This window comes from Pedococcus bigeumensis, assembly GCF_039531795.1.
In the GTDB taxonomy this organism is placed as follows: Bacteria; Actinomycetota; Actinomycetes; order Actinomycetales; family Dermatophilaceae; genus Pedococcus; species Pedococcus bigeumensis.
The window spans coordinates 802,132-822,063 of record NZ_BAAAQS010000003.1 but is presented as its reverse complement, the minus strand read 5'-3'; the positions used below and the strand labels follow the sequence as shown (position 1 = coordinate 822,063).

Annotated in this window: 19 protein-coding genes; 6 read left to right on the top strand and 13 right to left on the bottom strand. The window is 72.0% G+C overall.

Annotation, left to right across the window (positions count from 1 at the left end; translation table 11 throughout):
• Positions 1-179: 179 nt before the first annotated feature.
• The 3 genes from ABD262_RS14460 to ABD262_RS14450 all read right to left on the bottom strand — a co-directional run bounded on the left by ABD262_RS14460 (position 180) and on the right by ABD262_RS14450 (position 4,084).
• Positions 180-1,532, bottom strand: a complete 1,353-nt coding sequence (locus ABD262_RS14460) for a nucleotide disphospho-sugar-binding domain-containing protein (protein WP_344137529.1) — start codon at positions 1,530-1,532, stop codon at positions 180-182.
• On the bottom strand, positions 1,507-3,396 hold the full coding sequence (locus ABD262_RS14455) for a glycosyltransferase (RefSeq protein ID WP_344137522.1): 1,890 nt from the start codon (positions 3,394-3,396) through the stop codon (positions 1,507-1,509). The genes ABD262_RS14460 and ABD262_RS14455 overlap by 26 nt, the downstream gene beginning before the upstream one ends.
• A 94-nt stretch (positions 3,397-3,490) precedes the next feature.
• Entirely contained in the window at positions 3,491-4,084 is a 594-nt protein-coding gene (locus ABD262_RS14450; protein WP_344137519.1) for a GNAT family N-acetyltransferase, read from the bottom strand.
• 176 nt (positions 4,085-4,260) lie between these two features.
• Here ABD262_RS14450 and ABD262_RS14445 point away from each other — a divergent pair, with 176 nt between their 5' ends.
• Positions 4,261-7,584, top strand: coding sequence for a response regulator (locus ABD262_RS14445; protein ID WP_344137516.1), 3,324 nt, complete (start codon positions 4,261-4,263; stop codon positions 7,582-7,584).
• 169 nt (positions 7,585-7,753) lie between these two features.
• Here ABD262_RS14445 and ABD262_RS14440 read toward each other — a convergent pair whose 3' ends face one another.
• The 3 genes from ABD262_RS14440 to ABD262_RS14430 all read right to left on the bottom strand — a co-directional run bounded on the left by ABD262_RS14440 (position 7,754) and on the right by ABD262_RS14430 (position 9,668).
• Positions 7,754-8,140, bottom strand: a complete 387-nt coding sequence (locus ABD262_RS14440; RefSeq protein WP_344137514.1) for a hypothetical protein — start codon at positions 8,138-8,140, stop codon at positions 7,754-7,756.
• 120 nt (positions 8,141-8,260) lie between these two features.
• Positions 8,261-9,391: a CaiB/BaiF CoA transferase family protein gene (locus ABD262_RS14435; RefSeq protein ID WP_344137511.1), complete on the bottom strand. Its 1,131-nt coding sequence runs from the start codon at positions 9,389-9,391 to the stop codon at positions 8,261-8,263.
• Between the two features lie 88 nt (positions 9,392-9,479).
• On the bottom strand, positions 9,480-9,668 hold the full coding sequence (locus ABD262_RS14430; protein WP_056922026.1) for a BldC family transcriptional regulator: 189 nt from the start codon (positions 9,666-9,668) through the stop codon (positions 9,480-9,482).
• A gap of 233 nt (positions 9,669-9,901) precedes the next feature.
• Between ABD262_RS14430 and ABD262_RS14425 the strand changes: the two genes are divergently transcribed.
• The 4 genes from ABD262_RS14425 to ABD262_RS14410 all read left to right on the top strand — a co-directional run bounded on the left by ABD262_RS14425 (position 9,902) and on the right by ABD262_RS14410 (position 13,616).
• On the top strand, positions 9,902-11,029 hold the full coding sequence (locus ABD262_RS14425) for a Glu/Leu/Phe/Val dehydrogenase dimerization domain-containing protein (protein ID WP_344137503.1): 1,128 nt from the start codon (positions 9,902-9,904) through the stop codon (positions 11,027-11,029).
• A 219-nt stretch (positions 11,030-11,248) separates the two neighbouring features.
• A complete protein-coding gene (locus ABD262_RS14420) occupies positions 11,249-11,446 on the top strand; it encodes a DUF3073 domain-containing protein (RefSeq protein ID WP_344137501.1) in 198 nt (65 codons plus the stop codon).
• A gap of 140 nt (positions 11,447-11,586) precedes the next feature.
• A complete protein-coding gene (locus tag ABD262_RS14415) occupies positions 11,587-13,077 on the top strand; it encodes a purine-cytosine permease family protein (protein WP_344137498.1) in 1,491 nt (496 codons plus the stop codon).
• Entirely contained in the window at positions 13,074-13,616 is a 543-nt protein-coding gene (locus ABD262_RS14410; protein WP_344137495.1) for a cysteine hydrolase family protein, read from the top strand. The genes ABD262_RS14415 and ABD262_RS14410 overlap by 4 nt, the downstream gene beginning before the upstream one ends.
• On the opposite strand, the gene ABD262_RS14405 is transcribed toward ABD262_RS14410, so the two are convergent.
• The 5 genes from ABD262_RS14405 to purM form a co-directional block, all read right to left on the bottom strand.
• Complete coding sequence (locus tag ABD262_RS14405) at positions 13,613-14,104, bottom strand: hypothetical protein (RefSeq protein WP_344137492.1); 492 nt, start codon at positions 14,102-14,104, stop codon at positions 13,613-13,615. The two genes, ABD262_RS14410 and ABD262_RS14405, sit on opposite strands and share 4 nt — an antisense overlap.
• An 8-nt stretch (positions 14,105-14,112) precedes the next feature.
• Complete coding sequence (locus ABD262_RS14400) at positions 14,113-14,616, bottom strand: hypothetical protein (protein WP_344137489.1); 504 nt, start codon at positions 14,614-14,616, stop codon at positions 14,113-14,115.
• A gap of 138 nt (positions 14,617-14,754) precedes the next feature.
• The gene (locus ABD262_RS14395) at positions 14,755-15,246 is read right to left on the bottom strand and encodes a hypothetical protein (RefSeq protein WP_344137487.1); all 492 of its coding nucleotides are present in this window, start codon (positions 15,244-15,246) and stop codon (positions 14,755-14,757) included.
• A gap of 141 nt (positions 15,247-15,387) precedes the next feature.
• The gene (locus ABD262_RS14390; RefSeq protein ID WP_344137484.1) at positions 15,388-15,741 is read right to left on the bottom strand and encodes a hypothetical protein; all 354 of its coding nucleotides are present in this window, start codon (positions 15,739-15,741) and stop codon (positions 15,388-15,390) included.
• A 49-nt stretch (positions 15,742-15,790) separates the two neighbouring features.
• Positions 15,791-16,906 (bottom strand): phosphoribosylformylglycinamidine cyclo-ligase, encoded by a 1,116-nt coding sequence (purM, locus tag ABD262_RS14385; RefSeq protein ID WP_344137481.1) that lies wholly within the window; start codon positions 16,904-16,906, stop codon positions 15,791-15,793.
• Positions 16,907-17,004: 98 nt separating this feature from the next.
• On the opposite strand from purM, the gene ABD262_RS14380 reads away from it, so the two are divergent.
• The gene (locus ABD262_RS14380) at positions 17,005-17,877 is read left to right on the top strand and encodes a hypothetical protein (protein ID WP_344137478.1); all 873 of its coding nucleotides are present in this window, start codon (positions 17,005-17,007) and stop codon (positions 17,875-17,877) included.
• A 172-nt stretch (positions 17,878-18,049) separates the two neighbouring features.
• On the opposite strand, the gene purF is transcribed toward ABD262_RS14380, so the two are convergent.
• Together purF and ABD262_RS14370 are read right to left on the bottom strand one after the other, a co-directional pair.
• Positions 18,050-19,594, bottom strand: coding sequence for an amidophosphoribosyltransferase (gene purF / locus ABD262_RS14375; RefSeq protein ID WP_344137476.1), 1,545 nt, complete (start codon positions 19,592-19,594; stop codon positions 18,050-18,052).
• 63 nt (positions 19,595-19,657) lie between these two features.
• Positions 19,658-19,882: a hypothetical protein gene (locus ABD262_RS14370; protein WP_344137473.1), complete on the bottom strand. Its 225-nt coding sequence runs from the start codon at positions 19,880-19,882 to the stop codon at positions 19,658-19,660.
• Positions 19,883-19,932 lie beyond the last annotated feature (50 nt).

The window sequence follows — 19,932 nt, the reverse complement described above, 5'->3', positions numbered from 1 at the left end:
ATCTGACCTGCGCGTATGCGTATGTCTGAAAATCGGAAGGTCGGCGGTTCGACCCCGCCCCTGGCCACCACCCGAAGCCGCAGGTCAGCCCATCGCTGGCCTGCGGCTTCCTGTATGCCGCGGATCGCTGGGCGACTGGGCGGGGCGACCCCACCGAGCGCGCCGGCGGCCGGCCCGGGTCAGGCCCGCGCTCCTCCGCCGGCCCCCAGCGGCTGCGCGGCTGCGACGTCGGCAGGCCCCGCGAGCGCCACGCGGGCCCGTCGGGGCCCGGAGCTGCGGGTGAGGTCCAGCGACAGCCGGGCGAGCCGGGCCGACGCCTCCGGCGCGGGGGCGAGGAGGTGCTCGACGGCCGCCCGCAGCTGCGCGGGCGTGGCTGCGTTGGGGTCGAGTGCCGCCCCGAGGCCGGCCGCCTCGATCCCGGCCGCCCCGGCGAACTGGTCGGTCGACAGCGGCAGGAGGAGCAGGGGCACGCCGGCTGCCATCGCCTCGGTGACGCTGTTGTTGCCACCGTGGGACACCGCCAGGACGGCCTGGCCGAGGATGGTGACCTGGGGCAGCTCGCGACGGACCAGCCATGACGCCGGGATCGGACCGAGGTCGTCACGAGACGTGGAGCCGGCCGCCAGCGCGACCCGGACCTCGAGGCCACGCAAGGCCTCCGCGACGCGCGCGAGCACGTCCGACCGCACGGAGAGGAAGCTGCCGAGGCTCACGTAGACGACGGGTGCGTCATCGCGGGCCAGCCAGGCGTCCACCTCCTCATCGGGTTCCTCGGTGCGGACCGAGGACCCGAGGAAGGCGTGCCGGGGGAGCAGCGCGGTTCGTTCGGGCGGGTGCAGCTCCTCGGGATAGTTGAGCAGCAGGACGTCGCCGGTCTCGGCGAAGGCGTCCTGGCTGGCTGGTGCGCCCGGGTCGAGGCTGGCCAGCGCGGCGTTCCACTGCTCGGTGAACACATCGCGCACACCCTCGCACTGGCGGCGCAGGGCGCCGAGCGCGCCGGCGTCGGGCTGCAGCCGGCGCGGCCAGGCGGAGGGGTAGCCGTAGACCTCGTCACCCACCGTCAGCGCGGAGGGATGCCCGAGGACGACGTCGGCGTGGGGCACTCCCGCGCCGGTGAGCCCCAACCGGGCGCTGAAGGCGAGGTGGTCCACGACGACCTGGTCGGGTCGGACCCGGTCGACGAGGTCCTGCACCTCGTGCGCGACCCGCAGCGGCTCCCAGAGCAGGTCGTCACCGCGGGCGGCCGCTTGGAACGCCAGGGTCGGCACGGCCCCGAGACGGGTCGCCTCGAAGAACCCCCGCAGCGCGTCGTCTTCCCCGCGGGGCTGGTCCTCGGCGCGGATGACCCCCGGGTTGGAGCCGCGGCCCAGACGGAGGTCCTCGCGCTCGAAGCCGAACCTGCGCACGATCGCGTCCGTCGCCGGACCGGTGGCGACGACGACCCGTTCGCCGGCCTCGGCCCACGCGGTGCCGAGCGTGGCGAGCGGGAGCAGGTGCGAGGCGTAGTCAGGACTGATGACGAGCAGCGTCACGGGTGACCTCCGAGTAGACCGTGGCGAGGGACGAGGCCATCGTGGCGATGCTGAACTCAGCGGTGACGACGTCCTTGGCGTGCTGGGCGCGGACGGCGGCGTCCGGGGCGGCCGCCAGGTCGAGCGCCGTGACGACGGCAGCCGAGAGGACGTCGGCCGACGTGGTGTCGACGAGCAGGCCCGTCACGCCGTGCTCGACGTAGGTGGCGGGTCCACCCCCGTCCGGGGCGACCACGACGAGTCCCGACGCCATCGCCTCGAGGATGGCGATGCCGAACTCCTCCTTGAGGCTGGCCGACACGTAGACCCCACCCGGCGCGCTGAGACCGGCCCTGCCCAGGCGGACGGCGGCCAGCCAGGTGGCGACCACCCCGTTCGGGCGGTGGCCCGCCAACAGCAGACCGCGCTCGCCGGCCTCTGGGCGAGGCACCGACGCATCGATGCGGGCGAGCTGCTCCGCCTCGTCGTCGGACGGGTCGGCGAGGTCGCCGCCGACGACGAGCAGGTTGCACCGCTCGGCGCAGGTCGGGTTGGACGCCCACGCCTCCACCAGCGTGGCCATGCCCTTCACCCGGTGCAGCCGCCCGACGGTGATCGCGAGCGGGAGCTCGCGGCGCGCGGGTGGCAGGGTCGAGAGCAGGAGGTCGAGCTCGGCCAGCGCACGTCGAGCCGGTGCGGGAACCTCCGCTTCCCAGGCGGTCCCGGCCACCTCACGGGCGGCGCGGTCGATGGGGGCGAGGTCGATGCCCTCGGGCACGATGACGGGGCGGTCGCCGGCGTCCGGGTCGAGGTGCAGGAGGTCGCGCAGGTCGCGCTCCAGCTGCGGCCGGGGGAAGACGACCAGGCCCGCGGCGCCGGCGGCGAGGTCGCGCAGCAGGAGGACCCGGAAGACGAGGTGCTCGGCGTGGTCTGCGGCGCCGAAGGTGGCGCGGGTGAGCAGGCCGGCCGCCTGACGTGCGGCGATGAGCGCGTGCGGGTCCGGCGCGAGGGTCAGCACCGTGGGAATCCCGAGCTCGGCCGCCACCTCCGCCGCGGCCCACGAGCCGACGTCGGCCATCCGCAGGTGCAGGACGTCGACGGGAGCGGCGGCGCGGAGCGCGCGGCGCAGCCCCTGCCGCACGGTCCGGCGAAGTGGCCAGGTGTCACCGGCGGGCCGCACCGGTCCGGGCAGCGGGACGCCGAGGTAGTGGTGGCCCGGAGCCAGCGGGTCCGCGGCGGTCCGGCCGTCGTCGTCGTGGCTGCGCGAGAGGGTCAGCACCCGCGCGATCCGCCGGTCGTCGACGAGCGAGTCGCCGAGGTGGACGAGCAGGGTCGCGATCCCACCGGTGTCGCCCTTGCCCGAGTGCAAGAGGCTCCCGTCGATGTCGGCGTGGAGGAACAGCTGGGCGACCGTCAGGCCGGACGGGTCGGGGCCGGCAGGCCGCACCCGGGGCGGGGCCGCGACCTCATCGTCGGGACCGAGCAGCCCCCAGGCCTCCAGCGTCGCCTCGGCGAGCATGCCGGTGAAGCCACCCTCCGCCATCGTCGCCCGCAGGGCGGTGACGGCCTCCGGCAGCAGGGGGCACCAGCGCAGGGCCCACACGGCGTGCTCCCGCAGGAACGGCACGGGTGAGGTCAGCAGCGGCACCACGAGCGCAGCGGCCACGGCCGCTCCCCCAGCGGCCGCCGCGTGCACCGCGACGATTGCCGTGAGCTGGTCGCTGTCGTCGTCGATGGCGTCGCCCAGCGCCCTCATCGCGGCCTCGCCATCGACCCTGACGACGTCCGCGAGCGGGTCGATGAGGTCGATCGCCTCGAGGAACGAGGGCGCGGACCGGACCGCATCGAGCCGACCCAGGGTCGGCGCAGGAAGGGTGGAGGTCACGCCCCATCGTAAGGCCAACCTTGTACAAACCCTAGACGTCCCTCGGGCGGGCCCGTCAGGACGGGCCCGTCAGGACGGCGGTGGGCGCAGGTCGTCAGGACGGCGGCGGGGCGCTCGGGGCCACCTCCCGCACCATCACGCAGTTGCCCAGCCCCTTGGGCCGGTCGTAGGTGAAGCCCTCCCGCTCGTACATCGTGCGGGTGCCGTTGTAGAGGAACGACGAGTTCTTCTTGCGCACCCCGCCGGTGTCGTGCGGGTAGCCCTCCACCACGCCGCCACCGGCCTGCGCGATGAGCTCGACCGCCCCCCGGAGGGCGACCGCGGCCAGGCCCTTGCCCCGATGGGCCTTCTCGACCTGGATGCACGTGACCCGGTAGTCGGGCAGGCGCTCGGCGGTGGCGAGGTACTCCTTGCGGTGGTGGATGGAGGGCAGCTCCTCGGGGGTCCCGTACTCCGCCCACGCGATGGCGAGGTCGCCGTCGTAGACCAGCGCCGCGTGGGCGATCCCCTCGTCCACCCAGCGTCGCTTGAGCGCCTTGTTGCCCTCGGCGGTCTGGCCCCGCTCCTCGCACTCGGGATGGAACCAGGTGCACCAGCAGCTGGCGAACATGCCCTTGTTCCGCTCGACGAGAGCCGCGAAGTCATCGAACGTCTCGGGCGTGAGCGCCTTGATCGGGTAGTCCGACATGCTCGGCAAAATACCCCCGACCCCGGACGTTCGGCGTCCGGTGCCGCCCGCGGACGACAGCACTCGTCGGGGCTCCCTCCTGCCGGGAAGGGCGCGCCATGGACAAAGCATCGACAGGGCCGGCGGACCCGAGTGTTCGAGTGGGTTTCCACAGCCTGATGCAGCAAACTCGCTGTGTGCAGGAACCACAGCTCGGCGACCTCGGCGCTTCCCCCGGCGCCGCCTCCCCCGACGGCCGCCCCGACCCCGGCAGCTCGTCGAAGGGCGCCCTCGGCGACCTGGGCGACCCCCGCAACCTGGGCGACCTGAGCCGCTGGCTGGTCGACGCCTCCCCCGACGGCCTCTGGGTCTTCGACGACGAGGGCCACACCGTGCTGGCCAACGCCCGCATGGCGCAGATGCTCGGCCGCACCCCGGAGGAGATGCCGGGGATGTCGGTGTTCGCGACGCTCGACGAGGAGGGCCAGGCGCAGTTCGAGCACCACCTGAAGGACCTCGAGACCAGCCGGGAGAGTGGCAGCAACCTCGAGTGCAGCCTGCTGCGCAAGGACGGCGAGCGCTTCTGGGCCCTGGTCAGCCACACCCCCATCAACGACGACGACGGTCACCACGTCGGGTGGCTGCACCGCGTCACCGAGTACAGCCAGCAGCGCCGCCTCATCGACACGCTCCAGCGCCGCGAGACCCAGCTGGCGGAGGCCCAGCGGATCGCCAAGATCGGCAGCTGGGAGTGGGACGTCGTCAACGACGTGGTGGCCTGGTCCGACGAGCTCTACCGGATCTACGGCATCACCCCCGACGAGGGCTTCGTCCCCAACTACCAGGGCTTCCTCGACCGGATGCACCCCGACGACCGTGAGGTGGCCGCCCACGCGGTGCAACGCGCGCTGGAGGGTGACAGCCAGTTCGAGTTCGACGCCCGGATCTTCAAGGGCGACGGGTCGATCGCGTGGATCCGGGGGCGCGGCCAGGTCGGCACCGACGAGACCGGCGCGATCGTGCGCATGGGCGGCACGTCCCAGGACGTCACCGACACCAAGGACGCCGAACAGGCCCTCGCCCTGCTGACGTCGATGGCCACCGCAGCCAACGAGGCGACCACCCTCGCCGAGGTCATCCCGACGATCGCGGAGCTGGTGACCACCCACACCGGGTGGCAGTCGGTGGCCGCGTGGGTCGTCGACCCGGAAGGCAACCTGGACCCGGTGCCCGCGGACACCCGTCCCGTCCCCGACGCGGACCTCGTGGAGGCCCAGCGGCTGGCCCACGAGGCGGTCCGCACGCTGTCGCTCCACGCCTCGCTCAGCACCGAGGGCACCAGCCTGGTGGCCGCGCCGGTCGTCGCCGAGGACCGGGCTGCCTGCGTCATCGTCATGGACACCCGCGCCAACACGCCCCCGACCGAGACCGACGGCCTCACCGTCGCCCGGGCGACGTCGATCTTCGCGCGGGTCGCAGAGCGCGAGCTTGCGGCCGAGAAGCTCCGGCAGGCGCGCGACCACGCGGAGGGGGCCTCGCTCGCGAAGTCGGAGTTCCTCGCGACGATGAGCCACGAGATCCGCACCCCCCTCAACGGCGTGATCGGACTGTCCGAGCTCCTGGGGCGTACCGACCTGACCGCCCACCAGCGGCGGCTCGCCGACGGGATCGACGGCGCCGGTCGCGCCCTGCTCGCGCTGGTGAACGACATCCTCGACCTGTCCAAGATCGAGGCCGGTCGGCTCGAGCTCGAGGCGGTCGACTTCGACCCCCGCGCCATCGTCGAGCAGAGCACCACGCTGATGGCCGAGCGCGCCCGCGCCAAGGACCTCGAGCTGGCCGTCACCTGCCTGCCCGACGTGCCCCACGCGGTCTGTGGCGACCCCGTGCGATTCGGACAGGTGATCTCCAACCTCACCTCCAACGCCGTGAAGTTCACCTCCAGCGGTGAGGTGGTCGTCCGGGCCAGCGTCGAGTCCACCCACGACGACGGCAGCACGGTGATCCGCGTCGAGGTCAGCGACACCGGCAGCGGCATGACGCCCGAGGTCAAGGAACGGCTGTTCACCGCCTTCTCGCAGGGCGACAGCTCCACCACCCGCGAGTACGGCGGCACCGGCCTGGGGCTGGCCATCAGCCGGCAGCTCGTCGAGCAGATGGACGGCGAGATCGGCGTCAACAGCGAGTCCGGCTACGGCAGCACCTTCTGGTTCACCGCACGCTTCGAGCCGCCCCACGAGCTCCCCGAGAACCGGCCGCCCGTGCCGGACGTGGCCGGGCTACGGGTCCTGGTCGTCGACGACAACGAGACCAACCGCTTCATCCTCGAGGAACAGCTGGCGGGGTGGTCCATCGAGGCCGCCATCGCCGCCTCCGGGGTGGAGGGACTGGGGCTGCTCGACGACGCCCACCGGCGCAACGTGCCGTTCGACATCGTGCTGCTCGACTACGTCATGCCGGGCGTCAACGGCGAGCAGTTCGCCCGGATGGTGCGCGGCGACGGCCGCTTCGCAGACACCCGGATCGTCCTGCTCACCTCGGCGATGGACCTCGACCCCGAGGTCCTGTCGTCCGCGGGCATCAACGTGTCGCTGACCAAGCCCGTCCTGCCCTCCAGCCTCCTCGACACCCTGGCCAACGTGGCCGGCGACCGCGCGGAGTCGCTGGGCCAGGACGGCGCCGAGGGCGCCCCCGGGCGCGTCGGCAGCCGGGCCCCCAGCGGCTCGCGCGGCCGCGTCCTCGTCGTGGAGGACAACGAGGTCAACCAGATGGTCGCCGTCGGCATCCTCGAGAGCCTCGGGTATGCCGTGACCGTCGCCGAGAACGGGTTGGCCGGCTACTACGCCTTCCAGTCCGGCGACGGCAGCTTCGACGCCGTGCTGATGGACTGCCAGATGCCGCAGATGGACGGCTACGACGCCACCCGGATGATCCGGTCCTTCGAGGACGGCCAGTACCACACGCCCATCATCGCCATGACGGCCGCGGCGATCGCCGGCGAGCGCGAGCGGTGCCTCGAAGCAGGCATGGATGACTTCCTCACCAAGCCGGTGGACGTGACCCTGCTGCGCGAGACGCTCGATCGGTGGGTCCCCACCTCCGGGGAGACCGTGGTCGATGACGAGTCGCCCGACACCCGCCGGCTCGCGTCGCTGGCCGACACCACGGTCCTCGACCCATCCCGACTGGAGGAGCTGCTCGACCTCGACCCCGGTGACCCGTCGATGCTGCTGCGCTTCATCGACCGGTTCGGTCCCAATGCCCGGGCCACCCTGGCCGGCATGCGTGAGGCACGCGAGGCCGGCACCGCGCCCGAGCTCGGCCGTGCCGCGCACGCCCTCAAGGGCAGCGCGGCCAACCTCGGGGCGACCCGGTTGGCCACCCTCTGCAAGGAGGTCGAGGACCTGGGCGAGGAGGGCGTGGTGGTCGAGCAGCCGGCCCTCGTGGCCGTCGAGCGCGCCCTCGACGCGGCCGTGAAGGCGCTCGAGTCCTTCGCCGTGATCCTGCGCCGCCAGTCCTGACCTGCGGCGCGGCACTCGTGACAGGACGAAGCCGCCGGTCACAGGGGGAGTGACCGGCGGCTTCGTTGAAAGGGACTACTCGTGCTGCCAGGTTCCCGTCTGGCTCATGGGCGGGTCTGGGTCCTGCATCGACGGATCACCTTGGGGGTTGGCGACCCGACGTCTCTGATCAGGCCGGCTGTGCGGTGTCCGCCACCTGCTGGCCGGCGCTGGTGAGGTACTGGCCGGTGCGGGCGCCGAGCGCCAGCCGGCGCCGCACCTCGCGCATCAGCTCGTCGTTGGTGGCCAGCATCAGGGCCTCGTTGTGGTCGATCCCGCCCATGACCGAGAGGCCGGAGCCCTCGGCGGCGCGCAGCGCGATCTCGCGGACGGAGACGCACAGGGCCCGGGACAGGGCCAGCATGTCGTCGGGCTGCGGCCACTCCGGCAGGACCGGGGAGTCGAGGATCCCCTCGAGGGTCCACTCGTCCAGGCCGGTCCGCGTGGCCAAGGTCGCGCGGCTCCAGCCGAGGACGCGGAGCTGCTCCTGGAGGAAAGTGCCGAGGCTGTTGATCACGGTGGCTCCAAAGGTTTTGTGAGGGCTACCCCCAGATAGAAGCGCGAAATCGACCCCCGAAACCGTTTTTTTGCCATCCCTTGACCATTGTCTCGTCCGTTCGGCGGAACGTACCTCCCCCTAACGTGTCAGCCCCAGCCCGCGCGCTACGACGTCGGTATGAGCCCCGGGCTCTGGGGCGGGTGTGCCGGCAGTGGTGGGAGTGGCCGAAAACCGGGGCGCCGGGGCCGGCTGGACCAGTCCCGGGGAGCCGGGGACGGCGGCATACGTGCCCCTCGCCGACAGGTGCGGGTCGCTGCGAGCCTCCTGCACCGTGAGCACCGGCGCCACGCAGGCATCGAGGCCGGCGAAGACGGTCACCCACTCCGCGAGTGGCTCGGCGGCGATGCGGTCGCCGATCAGCGCCGCCACCCGCGGCCACTGGTCGGCATCGAGCTGGGCCGCCCCGACCTCGGCAGGTGACAGCCCCAGCCCGTCCAGGAACCGGCCGTAGAACACCGGCTCGATCGCGCCGACCGCCAGCCACCGGTCGTCGGCGGTGCGGTAGCACCGGTAGAACGGCGCACCGCCGTCGAACAGGTTCGAGCCCCGCGCCCCGGGCCACAGCCCTGCGCCCAGCATCGACTGGTGCATCGCGGTCATCGCGGCGACGCCGTCGACGATGGCGGCGTCGACGACCTGCCCCTGCCCGGACTCGCGGGCGTGCCACAGGGCGGAGACGACGCCCAGCGCGAGCAGCATCCCGCCGCCCCCGAAGTCGCCGAGCAGGTTGAGCGGCGGGACCGGACGCCCGTCAGTGCCCGCGAAGGCGTCGAGCACCCCCGCGACGGCGAGGTAGGTGAGGTCGTGACCCGCCAGCGCGGCATAGGGGCCGTCCTGGCCCCACCCGGTCATCCGGCCGTAGACGAGCCGGGGGTTGCGCGCGAGCGCGGCCGCGGGCCCGAAGCCCAGTCGTTCGGCGACCCCGGGGCGGAACCCCTCGATGAGGATGTCGGCACGATCGACCAACCCGAGCACGAGGGCCAGGCCCCGGGTCGACTTGAGGTCGGCCACGACGGACTGCCGGCCCCTGAGCAGCACGGCATGGGTGGGCCGGAGGTCCTCCTCGGGCCGGTCGACCCGCACGACGTCGGCACCCAGGTCGGACAACATCATCGCCGCGAACGGCCCCGGACCGATGCCGCCGACCTCGACGACCCGGACCCCTGCGAGCGGGCCTGGTCTGCGTCGCGAGTCGGCCCACGGATCCATGGCACCGACCGTACCGTCGCCCACTCGACGTGAGCTCACCGAGCGAGGGGCTGCGCGCCGGGCCCTGCTCCCGACGCGACCCCCTCGATCAGAGGACGTCAGAGAGCAGTGCGCGAACCTCGACCTCGCGGTAGCGGCGGTGGCCGCCGAGGGTGCGGATGGAGTTGAGCTTCCCTGCCTTCGCCCAACGCGTCACCGTCTTGGGGTCGACCCGGAACAGGGACGCCACCTCCGCGGGGGTGAGCAACTTCTCGACCTCGGTGGTACGAGTAACCATGACATAACTCCTAGTGCAGGGGACGTCCTCCAATAATCGGACAAGGTGGACGCTTTGGGAACATTCCTAACGGGTCATCCGATATGGCCCGTTGGGACTAGTCACCCGACCACCCTGTGACCCTCAGGGAGGGGAGCCGGGTCGGACCCGAGGAGGCATACGCTGGACCCGGCGCGCGATCCGCGCCAACAGACCCGGCCCCCGCGCCCCACCGAGCTCAAGGAGTCACCACCGTGACCGCGTCCTCGTCGCCCTTCCCCAGCCTCACCACCCCGCCCGCGGCCTCCTCGCCCACGGACTCGTCGGCGCACGAGCAGGTCGTCTTCTGCCACGACCGGCAGACCGGGCTCCGGGCCATCATCGGCATCTACTCGACGGCCCTCGGGCCGGCGCTGGGCGGCACGCGGTTCTACCCCTACGAGAGCGAGGACGCGGCGCTGGCCGACGTCCTGCGGCTCTCCAAGGGCATGGCCTACAAGAACGCCGTGGCCGGTCTCGACCTCGGCGGCGGCAAGGCCGTCATCATCGGCGACCCCGCCACCGACAAGACCCCCGACCTCCTGCGCGCCTACGGCCGCTTCGTCGAGTCCCTGGGTGGCCGTTACGTGACGGCCTGCGACGTGGGCACCTACGTCGCCGACATGGACATCGTCAGCGAGACCACCCGCTTCGCCACCGGCCGGTCCGAGGCGAACGGTGGCGCGGGCGACTCCTCCGTGCTGACCGCCTTCGGCGTCTTCCAGGGCCAGCGCGCCGCGGCGCAGCACCTCTGGGGCGAGCCCACCCTGAAGGGCCGCACCGTCGGCATCGCGGGCGTGGGCAAGGTCGGCCGCATCCTGGCCGGCCACCTGCTGGAGGACGGGGCGCGCGTCGTGGTGACCGACGTCAACGAGCAGGCGCTCGCCGCCCTCAAGGACAAGCACCCCGAGATCGAGGTCGTCGCGGACACCGCCACCCTCGTCACCGCCGACATCGACGTCTACGCCCCCTGCGCGCTCGGTGGCGCGCTCGACGACACGACCGTCGAGGCCCTGCGCGCCACCGTGGTCTGCGGCGGCGCCAACAACCAGCTGGTCACCGAGGGCCCCGGCGGCACCGCCGACCGCCTCCGCGAGCGCGGGATCACCTACGCCCCCGACTTCCTGGTCAACGCCGGTGGCGTCATCCAGGTCAGCGACGAGCTGCACGGCTTCGACTTCGAGCGGGCCAGGAAGGGCGCCGCGGCCATCTTCGACCACACGCTCGAGGTGCTCCGCACGGCGGACGAGCGCGGGATCACCCCCGCCGCGGCCGCCGACCACATCGCCGAGGAGCGGATGGCGGCCAAGCAGGCAGCCGGGATCTGGCTGCCGGCACGGTGAGCGGCGCTCGCTGACCTGCGGTTCTGCCGGGACGGGCCCGACCCGCGCCGATTTTGGGTGCGGTGGGACGTGGGTCTGGCCACAGAACTTGCGCCGCTCATGTAGCGTTGACCTCACGACAAATACACGATTCCCGGGACCGCTCCGCGGAGCCGAGTCACCGAACAGGTGACTCGACTAGGCGATGCCGTCCCGGCAGACGCATGAGGGGGTCACGCCATGGGGCGCGGCCGGGCTAAAGCCAAGCAGACCAAGGTTGCACGGGAGCTGAAGTACTTCTCTCCCAACACCGACCTGACGGCACTTGAGCGAGAACTGCACGGGTCTTCCTACGCGGAGCCGGAACCTGCTTCCGACAGCTCCGTGGGCGAGGACGAGTACGACGAGTACGGGAAGTGGGCAGCGGGTCAGCAATGACCCGACGTCCTGACTGACCACCACCTCATGCGCGGGCCCTAGGGCTCGTGTGTCACCTCCGCCGCGCCGCGGCGTGCGGCCATGTCCGTATGCCGTGGCGCCTCGGTCTGTGCGCGTGCCCTGAGCACTACGCTCGCGTCATGAGCACAGACACGCGCGCTGAGACGCAGCGCCTGGGGGTGGAGACCACCGGTATCGAGATCATCGACGAGGCCGACCGCACGGCTCGTCCGAAGGACCTCTTCTGGCCGTGGTTCGCGGCCAACGTCTCGGTCTTCGGGATCAGCTATGCCGGCTTCGTGCTGGGCTTCGGCATCTCCTTCTGGCAGGCCGTGCTCGTCACGGTCGTCGGCGTCGTCGTGTCGTTCCTGCTCTGCGGGCTCATCGCGATCGCCGGCAAGCGTGGCTCGGCGCCGACCATGATCCTGTCGCGGTCCGCCTTCGGCGTCACCGGCCAGAAGGTGCCCGGGGTCATCTCGTGGCTGACCTCGATCGGGTGGGAGACCTTCCTCGCCATCCTCGCGACCCTGGCCACGGCGACGATCTTCAAGCAGCTCGGCTGGGGCGGGGGCACCGGCACCAAGGTCGTGGCGTGCGTCGTCGTGGCCGCCCTGATCGTGGCGGCGTCCGTGGCCGGCTACCACATCATCATGAAGATGCAGTCGTACCTCACCTGGATCACGGGGATCGCGACGATCGTCTACATCGCGCTCACCGTCGACGACGTCGACCTGTCAGCCGTCAACGCGCTGCCGAGCGGCTCGACCGGCGCCGTGGTCGGCGCCCTGGTGCTGGTCATGACCGGGTTCGGCCTCGGCTGGATCAACATCGCCGCCGACTGGTCTCGCTACCAGCGGCGCGACGCCTCGGGCGCCTCGATCGCGGCCTGGAACACCTTCGGTGGAGCCCTCGCCCCCGTCGTCCTGGTCATCTACGGGCTCCTGCTGGCCGGCTCCGACGAGAAGCTGCGCGACGGCATCCAGGCCGACCCGATCGGCACCCTCGCCACCATCCTGCCGACCTGGTTCCTGCTGCCCTTCCTCGTCGCGGCGATCCTGGCCCTGGTGAGCGGGGCGGTGCTCGGCATCTACTCCTCGGGCCTGACCCTGCTGTCGCTCGGCGTGCGGATCCCCCGGCCGCGGGCGGCCTTCATCGACGGGGTCATCCTCACCGTCGGCACGATCTGGGTGGTGTTCTTCGCCGAGAGCTTCATCAACCCGTTCCAGTCGTTCCTCATCACGCTCGGCGTCCCCCTGGCGTCCTGGGCCGGCATCATGATCTCCGACCTGGTGCTGCGCCGACGCGACTACGACGACGACGCGCTGTTCGACGCGAGCGGCCGCTACGGCGCGTGGGACTGGACCTCGATCGGCACGATGGTCGTCACGACCGTGCTCGGCTGGGGACTGGTCGTCAACAGCTTCGCCGGCGACGCCTCCTGGAACAACTGGCAGGGCTACCTCATCGAACCCCTCGGCCTCGGGAAGTTCGTCGACGACCCGGCCGGCCCCTACTGGGAGGGCACCTGGCCCTACGCGAACCTCGGGGTCCTCCTGGCGCTGGTGCTGTCCTTCCTGGTGACCCTGGTGGCGCGACGCAGCACCGTGCGACAGCAGGAGCTCGGCACGTGACCGAGCGCCCCTTGCTGCTGGCGATCGACCTCCAGCGGGTCTTCGGCGACCCGTCCAGTGCCTGGTGCGCTCCGCGGTATGCCGCCGCCGCGGCCAACGTGGTGCGGCTCGCCCCGACGTTCGGCGAACGGGTGCTGTTCACGAGGTTCGTCGCGCCGGCCGCTCCGACGGGGGCCTGGGCGCCCTACTACGAGGAGTTCCCCTGGGCCCTCGAGCCCTCGGACAGCCCCCTCTACGAGCTGACCGACGACGTCGCGGCCCTGGCCCGGCGCACCGTGGTCGCCACCACGTTCGGCAAGTGGAACGAGGACCTGCGTGCGATCGTCGGCGAGCAGCCGGCGCTGGTGGTCGCGGGGGTGGCCACGGACTGCTGCGTCATCTCGACGGTCCTGGCGGCGGCCGATGCGGGGGCAGCGGTCACGGTGGTGACGGACGCCTGCGCCGGGTCGACCGACGACAACCACCGCAAGGCGCTCGACGTGATGTCGCTCTACGCTCCGCTGGTCACGCTGGCGACGACCGACGAGGTGCTCGGCTAGAAGCCCCCGGCCCCGACACCGGTCTGGGCCGCGTGGGACCGCGCGAGGTCCTTCGCCGTGTTCACCTGCACGCCGAGCGCCTCGTGGGCGCCGTTGCCGCCGTGGTCGTCACCGAACGAGCTGGGCTCGGGGTCGGCGCCGTCCCACGCGGCATACCCGGCGAAGAGGCCGAAGGCCGCCTCGGCGTTGATGACGGCGTCGGCCAGCGCCTGCAGGGCGACCGGGTCGCACGCGTCGAGGAAGGCCCGGGGTTCGCGTCGCTCACCGATGCTGACGAGCCGCGCGATCGCGCCGGTGGCGTCGGGCGTGAGCCGCTGCCCTGCGACCAGCCCCGCACGGACGGCGGCCAGGACCGCCGCGCGCCGGCCCTCGTCGAGTCGGTCGAGTGCCTCGCGGTGGGCCGCCTGCAGCGCGTCCGGCGAGGCCGTCCGCAACAGGTAGCGGTACTGCCTGACGGTCTGGTCCTCGAGCTGGCGCGGTGTCTCCATGCCTGATGTTAAGGGCTGGCCAGGCTCCGCGGGGCGCCAACGGCGGCTGGCTGCTGGGTCATGCTGATGACCGGGCTGGTCAGGCTGGCGTTGGTGGGGGCGCTCGGGGCCTGCGGCCGGGCCGGCGCACGGTCGACACCGTCCCACCCGCCATAGCCCTCGAGCAGGGGCTCGGCGCCCGGCAGCGTGGTGACGCGGAAGGCGAGGCGTTCGAGCGCAGCCTCGGTCAGGGCCGACACGACGATGCCCGGGGTCTGCGACTCACCCGTGCAGAGCAGGTGGGCCAGGCCCTCGATGTCGTCGACGGTGAGCTCGCGGCCGCTGAGCAGGCGGTCCTGGGTGGTGCGCAAAATGTGGGCGCGGATCAGGACGTCGAGGGTGGCCAGCGCCTCCGCATGGAGGCGCTCGAGCGCGGGGAGGTCTGACGAGCGGAGCAGGAAGCGGTACTGGCGGACCTGCGGGCGCTCGACCGGGCCCGCTGGCTCGGCGGTACGGCGCTTGAAGATGCTCACGTGTCCGACGGTAGGCAGCGACGGACCGGATCGGCTCACCCAGAATGCGCTCTCGGACTCCTTCAGACGGATGAGGCGTCGGGCTGCCCGGGGTGCCCCGGCGAGGTCCGGTCTGCGGCATTCGGCCGGGTCTGGCCCTCAGTGACCACCGAAGGCCGTGTCCGGGGAGCTCGGCCCGCCCACGAAGTTGCGGTAGCTGACGTGGTTCATCAGGACGTCGTGCCAGTGTTCGCCGTAGCCGCCGTCGGCCCACTCGCCCACCTCGGCGAGGTCGGGCTCGGTGCCGTCCCACGCGGCATACCCGCCGAACCGCCCGAACATCGCCTCGCTCAGGATCACCGCACCCGCCAACGGCGTCAGCACGGCGCGCGGACAGGCGCGCAGGAACTCGCCGGGACGGCGGCGCTCACCCAACGCGACCAGGTGGGCGATCGGGCCGATGTCGTCGGGGTCGAGCCGCGCCCCCGCCAGCAGGCCCTCCTGCACGGCTCGCAGCACGACCGAACGACGCGAGCGCCACATCGGCGTCAGGGCCTCGACGTGGGCCGCCTCGAGGGCGTCGAGCGGGGCCGTGCGCAGGAGGAAGCGGTACTGCCGCACCAGCTGGTCCTCGTCGTCAGGAGCCCACACCACCCGACGGTAACGCCAGCGCGGCCGCCCGGGGAAGCCGCAGACGGGGGTTGGCCGCGGGGGGCCGCGGGAGTCCGTCGGGCCCTTCGGAGCCGCTGGAGCCCGTCGGGCCGGTCGGAGCCCGCTGGAGCCAGCGGTCGCTCAGATCGGGGTGAGCCCGAGCACGATCGCGAAGAGGGCCGCACCAGCGGCCACACCGACCAGCCCCACCGCCAGCCCGGCCAACCAGCGCGGGGTCAGGCCGTCGGGCCCGCCCGCGAGCACCCACCCGCCACCGCCCGCGACCGCGAGGCACAACCCCATCGACGCTCCGGTCACGACCCAGATGTCCGAGGTCGAGGTCGCGTCCGAGGACGCGTGGCCGAGCGCGTCCAGCGCCGAGGACGCGATGTCCACCACCACCGTCAGCGCCAGTCCGGCCGCCCCGATGGCGAGCGCGCCGACCCACCCGACCCCGAGGGACCAGGCGATCGTGCTGCTGGAGCGTCGGGCCATGGCGCCGAGTGTGCCGCCCGGACGACGCCCGCCGCATGGGGTGGGGTACTCAGCCCGTGGGGTGGTCCCCCACCAGCTGGACGGCGCCGCCCTCGACACCCTTGGCACCCCGCACGACCTCGTGGCCGTCCTCGACGACGGCGTCCTCGGCCGCGGTCACCTCGCCGATCGTCCACGCCGGTATGCCGCGGGCCTCGAGCTCGCGGGTTGCCCGGTCGACCTGGTCGGCCGGCAGCATCGCGACGAAGCCGACGCCCATGTTCAGCGTGCGCTCGAGGTCGGCCCGCGGCACCTGCCCGAGCGAGCCGATCGTGGAGAAGACCGCAGGCGGGGTCCAGGTCGAGCGGTCGAGCCGGGCGAAGACGGTCGGCGGGAGGACGCGCGCGAGGTTCGCGACCAGGCCGCCACCGGTCACGTGGGACAGCGCGTGCACGTCGATGCTGTCGGTGCGGATGAGGTCGAGCAGGTCGGCGGAGTAGACCCGCGTCGGGGTCAGGAGCTCCTCGCCGAGGCTCCGTCCGAACTCGTCCACGTGGCGGTCGAGCTGCCAGCCCGCGGCGCCGATCACCTTGCGCACCAAGGAGTAGCCGTTGGAGTGCAGGCCGCTGGAGCCGAGGGCGAGGACCACGTCGCCGGGCACCACACGGTCGGGGCCGAGCACATCGGCATACTCCACGACACCGGTCGCGGCACCCGCCACGTCGTACTCGTCGGGCTCGAGCAGGCCGGGGTGCTCGGCCGTCTCGCCGCCCACCAGGGCGACCCGCGCCTGCTCGCACGCCGCGGCGATGCCCGTGACGATCGCCGCGATCCGCTCGGGGACGACCTTGCCGGTGGCGATGTAGTCGGTCATGAACAGCGGCTCGGCCCCGCACACCACGATGTCGTCGACCACCATGCCGACGAGGTCGAAGCCGATGGTGTCGTGCCTGTCGAGCGCCTGCGCGATCGCGACCTTGGTGCCCACACCGTCGGTGCTGGTGGCCAGGACCGGATGGGTCATGCGGGCGATCGCCGAGGCGTCGAACATCCCCGCGAAGCCACCCAGGCCTCCCAGCACCTCCGGCCGGGTGGCCCGGCGCACGGAGGCCTTCATCAGCTCGACGGCCTTGTCACCGGCCTCGACGTCGACACCGGCGGAGGCATAGGTGATCGGCTCGCTCACCCGCCCAGCCTAGTGCGCGGGGGCTGACGTATCAGACGCGGCAGTGGGACCCTCCTCATCAGTGGTGCAGGGACCGGATTCGTCGAGGGGGACCAGCCATGTCCACGAGCTACCAGTTCGACCTCTTGCGCACCTACCGCTACCTGCGGCTGGCCATGGTGCTCCTGGTTTTGCTGCTCTTCGCCTCGGTCACGATGTACATCAACTCGGACAGCGGCCAGATGCTCCAGTCGATCAGTGCGTCCTACTACACGCCGGTCCGCGCCGTCTTCGTGTCCAGCCTCTGCGCGGTGGGCACCTGCCTGATCGTCTACCAGGGCAACACCGACCTGGAGGACGTGCTCCTCAACGGGTCGGGGTTCTTCGCGTTCATCGTGGGGTTCGTCCCGACCCGGCCCGAGAAGAGCTGCGTGGCGAGCGCGATCCCGCGCGACGTCCGCGACGCGATCAGCAACAACGTGACGGCGCTGATGTCCATCGCCGTGGTCGCGTTCGTCGTCGTGATGGGGATCCAGGTCTTCGCGACCCCCGCCTCGGAGCGGGCCCTCTCCAAGGGTGCCGGGGCGGCCCTGGCGGCCTCGGTCGTGGCGTTCCTGGGCCTGGCCGGGTTCTACGTCGTCAACCGCGACGCCTTCCTGTGCCACGGACACGACACCGCGGCGATCCTGCTCTTCCTCGGCATCGTCGCTGTCGTCTTCGTCAGTGCCCGCGGGTTGGCCTTCAAGCAGGCGAGGGAGGACGGCCGGCCACCGCGGGCGCACTTCTGGAACCGGTACTTCCTCGGCTTCCTGCTGATGGTCGTCTCGATCGCCGTCATCGCTGTCACCGGGCCGTGGCTGGGCTGGCTGGACCACTGGGTGTTCTGGCTCGAGGCGGCACTGATCGCCCAGTTCGGGCTGTTCTGGCTGACGCAGACCCTCGAGCTGTGGCGTGAGCCCCGGCGCGAGGACGCCCCGGTGACCGGCGCCTGACAGCTCTCGGCGGACTTGTTGCCACCGGATGGTCACCTCAGGCCGATCTCGGGCTCCCCGTGACGACCAGGTGGCAACAAGTCGACGTCAGTCCCGACCTGTTGCGAACTGGTGGTCAGGAGACGCCCGAACGGGGCGTCCGTGACCACCTGCGGGCAACACGTGGGGTAGGTCAGGGGCGGGTGAGGGCGTCCTCGGCGCCGCCGCCGACCCCGAGTGACACACCGTCCACGTCGACGTCGATGGGCAGGGTCTCGAAGAGGTTCTTGCCGAGCCGGCTCGCGTCGGGCAGCTCCAGCGGGTACGTGCCTGTGAAGCAGGCGGTGCACAGCGAGTCGGCGGGCTGCTCCGTCGCCGCGACCATGCCCTCCTCGGAGATGTAGCCGAGCGAGTCGGCGCCGATCGACGTGCAGACCTCCTCGACCCCGATACCGGTGGCGATCAGCTCTGCACGGGTCGCGAAGTCGATGCCGTAGAAGCAGGGCCAGCGCACCGGCGGTGACGAGATGCGCACGTGGACCTCGGCCGCCCCCGCCTCGCGGAGCATCCTGACGAGGGCGCGCTGGGTGTTGCCGCGGACGATGGAGTCGTCGACCACGACGAGGCGCTTGCCCTTGATGACCTCGCGCAGCGGGTTCAGCTTGAGCCGGATGCCGAGCTGGCGGATGGTCTGCGAGGGGGCGATGAACGTGCGCCCGACGTAGGAGTTCTTGACCAGCCCCTGGCCGTAGGGGATGCCGGACTCCTGGGCGTAGCCGATCGCGGCCGGGGTCCCCGACTCGGGGGTCGGCATGACGAGGTCGGCCTCGACCGGGTGCTCCCGGGCCAGGGTGCGGCCCATCTCGACCCGCGACTCGTGCACGCCGCGGCCGTTGATCGTGGTGTCGGGGCGCGCCAGGTAGACGTACTCGAAGACGCAGCCCTTGCGGTCGGTCTCGGCGAACCGCTGGGAGCGCAGGCCGTCCTCGTCGATGACGATCAGCTCGCCCGGCTCGACCTCGCGGATCAGCGACGCGCCCACGATGTCGAGGGCGGCTGTCTCGGAGGCCACCACCCAGCCGCGCTCGAGCCGACCCAGCACCAGCGGACGGATCCCCTGGGGGTCGCGAGCGGCATACAGGGTGTGCTCGTCCATGAACACGAAGCAGAAGGCGCCGCTGAGCTTGGGCAGCAGGTCGAGCGCCGCCGCCTCGAGCGAGCGGTCGGGGTCGTCGGCCAACAAGGCGGTGACCAGGGCGGTGTCGGTGGTGTTGCCGCGACCCAGCTCGCCACCTTCGGCGCCGTAGCCCTCCGCGCGGCGCTCCTGCACCATCTCGCGCAGCTCCGCGGAGTTGATCAGGTTGCCGTTGTGGGCCAGCGCCACCGTCGACTCGGCGTGTCCGCCGAGGGTGGGCTGGGCGTTCTCCCACGTGGAACCGCCCGTGGTCGAGTAGCGGCAGTGCCCGACGGCCAGGTGGCCGCGCAGCGACGCCAGCGACCGCTCGTCGAACACCTGGGAGACCAGGCCCATGTCCTTGTAGACGAGGATCGAGCGACCGTCGGAGGTCGCGATACCGGCCGACTCCTGCCCGCGGTGCTGCAGGGCGTAGAGGCCGTAGTAGGTCAGCTTGGCGACGTCCTCGCCGGGAGCCCAGACGCCGAAGACCCCGCAGGCGTCCTGCGGGCCCTTCTCGCCGGGAAGCAGATCATGCGAGAGCCGTCCGTCGCCGCGTGCCACGTGGCCCAGTCTCCCACAGTCCCCGGCGGCGACGTCCGCCCGTCCGGGCGCGTCGCCGGACGCTCAGGTGCGTCGGTCGAGCAGCACGGCCACGACGGCCGCCACGAGCGCGAAGAGGGCCGCGCCGGTCACCCCGAGGAAGAGCACCGCGCTGGTCACGCTGTAGTCGTGCCCGTAGGTCGCGGAGTCGTCACCGAAGTAGGCGACCGCCGAGCCCACGACGAAGCCGAGGATGGCGCCGGTGGCGATGAACGCGACGAAGTTCGGGTAGCGACGGGTCGGTGGCACGTGCTCACGCTACCCGCGTCAGCATCCGGTAACCCGGTCGGGGATCCCAT

Bases quoted from the DNA above. Each gene is read 5' to 3' on its own strand.
- ABD262_RS14450 (WP_344137519.1), bottom strand. From the start codon at position 4,084: ATGTCGGACTACCCGATCAAGGCGCTCACGCCCGAGACGTTCGATGAC.
- ABD262_RS14435 (WP_344137511.1), bottom strand. From the start codon at position 9,391: ATGGATCCGTGGGCCGACTCGCGACGCAGACCAGGCCCGCTCGCAGGG.
- ABD262_RS14430 (WP_056922026.1), bottom strand. From the start codon at position 9,668: ATGGTTACTCGTACCACCGAGGTCGAGAAGTTGCTCACCCCCGCGGAG.
- ABD262_RS14420 (WP_344137501.1), top strand. From the start codon at position 11,249: ATGGGGCGCGGCCGGGCTAAAGCCAAGCAGACCAAGGTTGCACGGGAG.
- ABD262_RS14415 (WP_344137498.1), top strand. From the start codon at position 11,587: ATGAGCACAGACACGCGCGCTGAGACGCAGCGCCTGGGGGTGGAGACC.
- ABD262_RS14405 (WP_344137492.1), bottom strand. From the start codon at position 14,104: ATGGAGACACCGCGCCAGCTCGAGGACCAGACCGTCAGGCAGTACCGC.
- ABD262_RS14390 (WP_344137484.1), bottom strand. From the start codon at position 15,741: ATGGCCCGACGCTCCAGCAGCACGATCGCCTGGTCCCTCGGGGTCGGG.
- ABD262_RS14380 (WP_344137478.1), top strand. From the start codon at position 17,005: ATGTCCACGAGCTACCAGTTCGACCTCTTGCGCACCTACCGCTACCTG.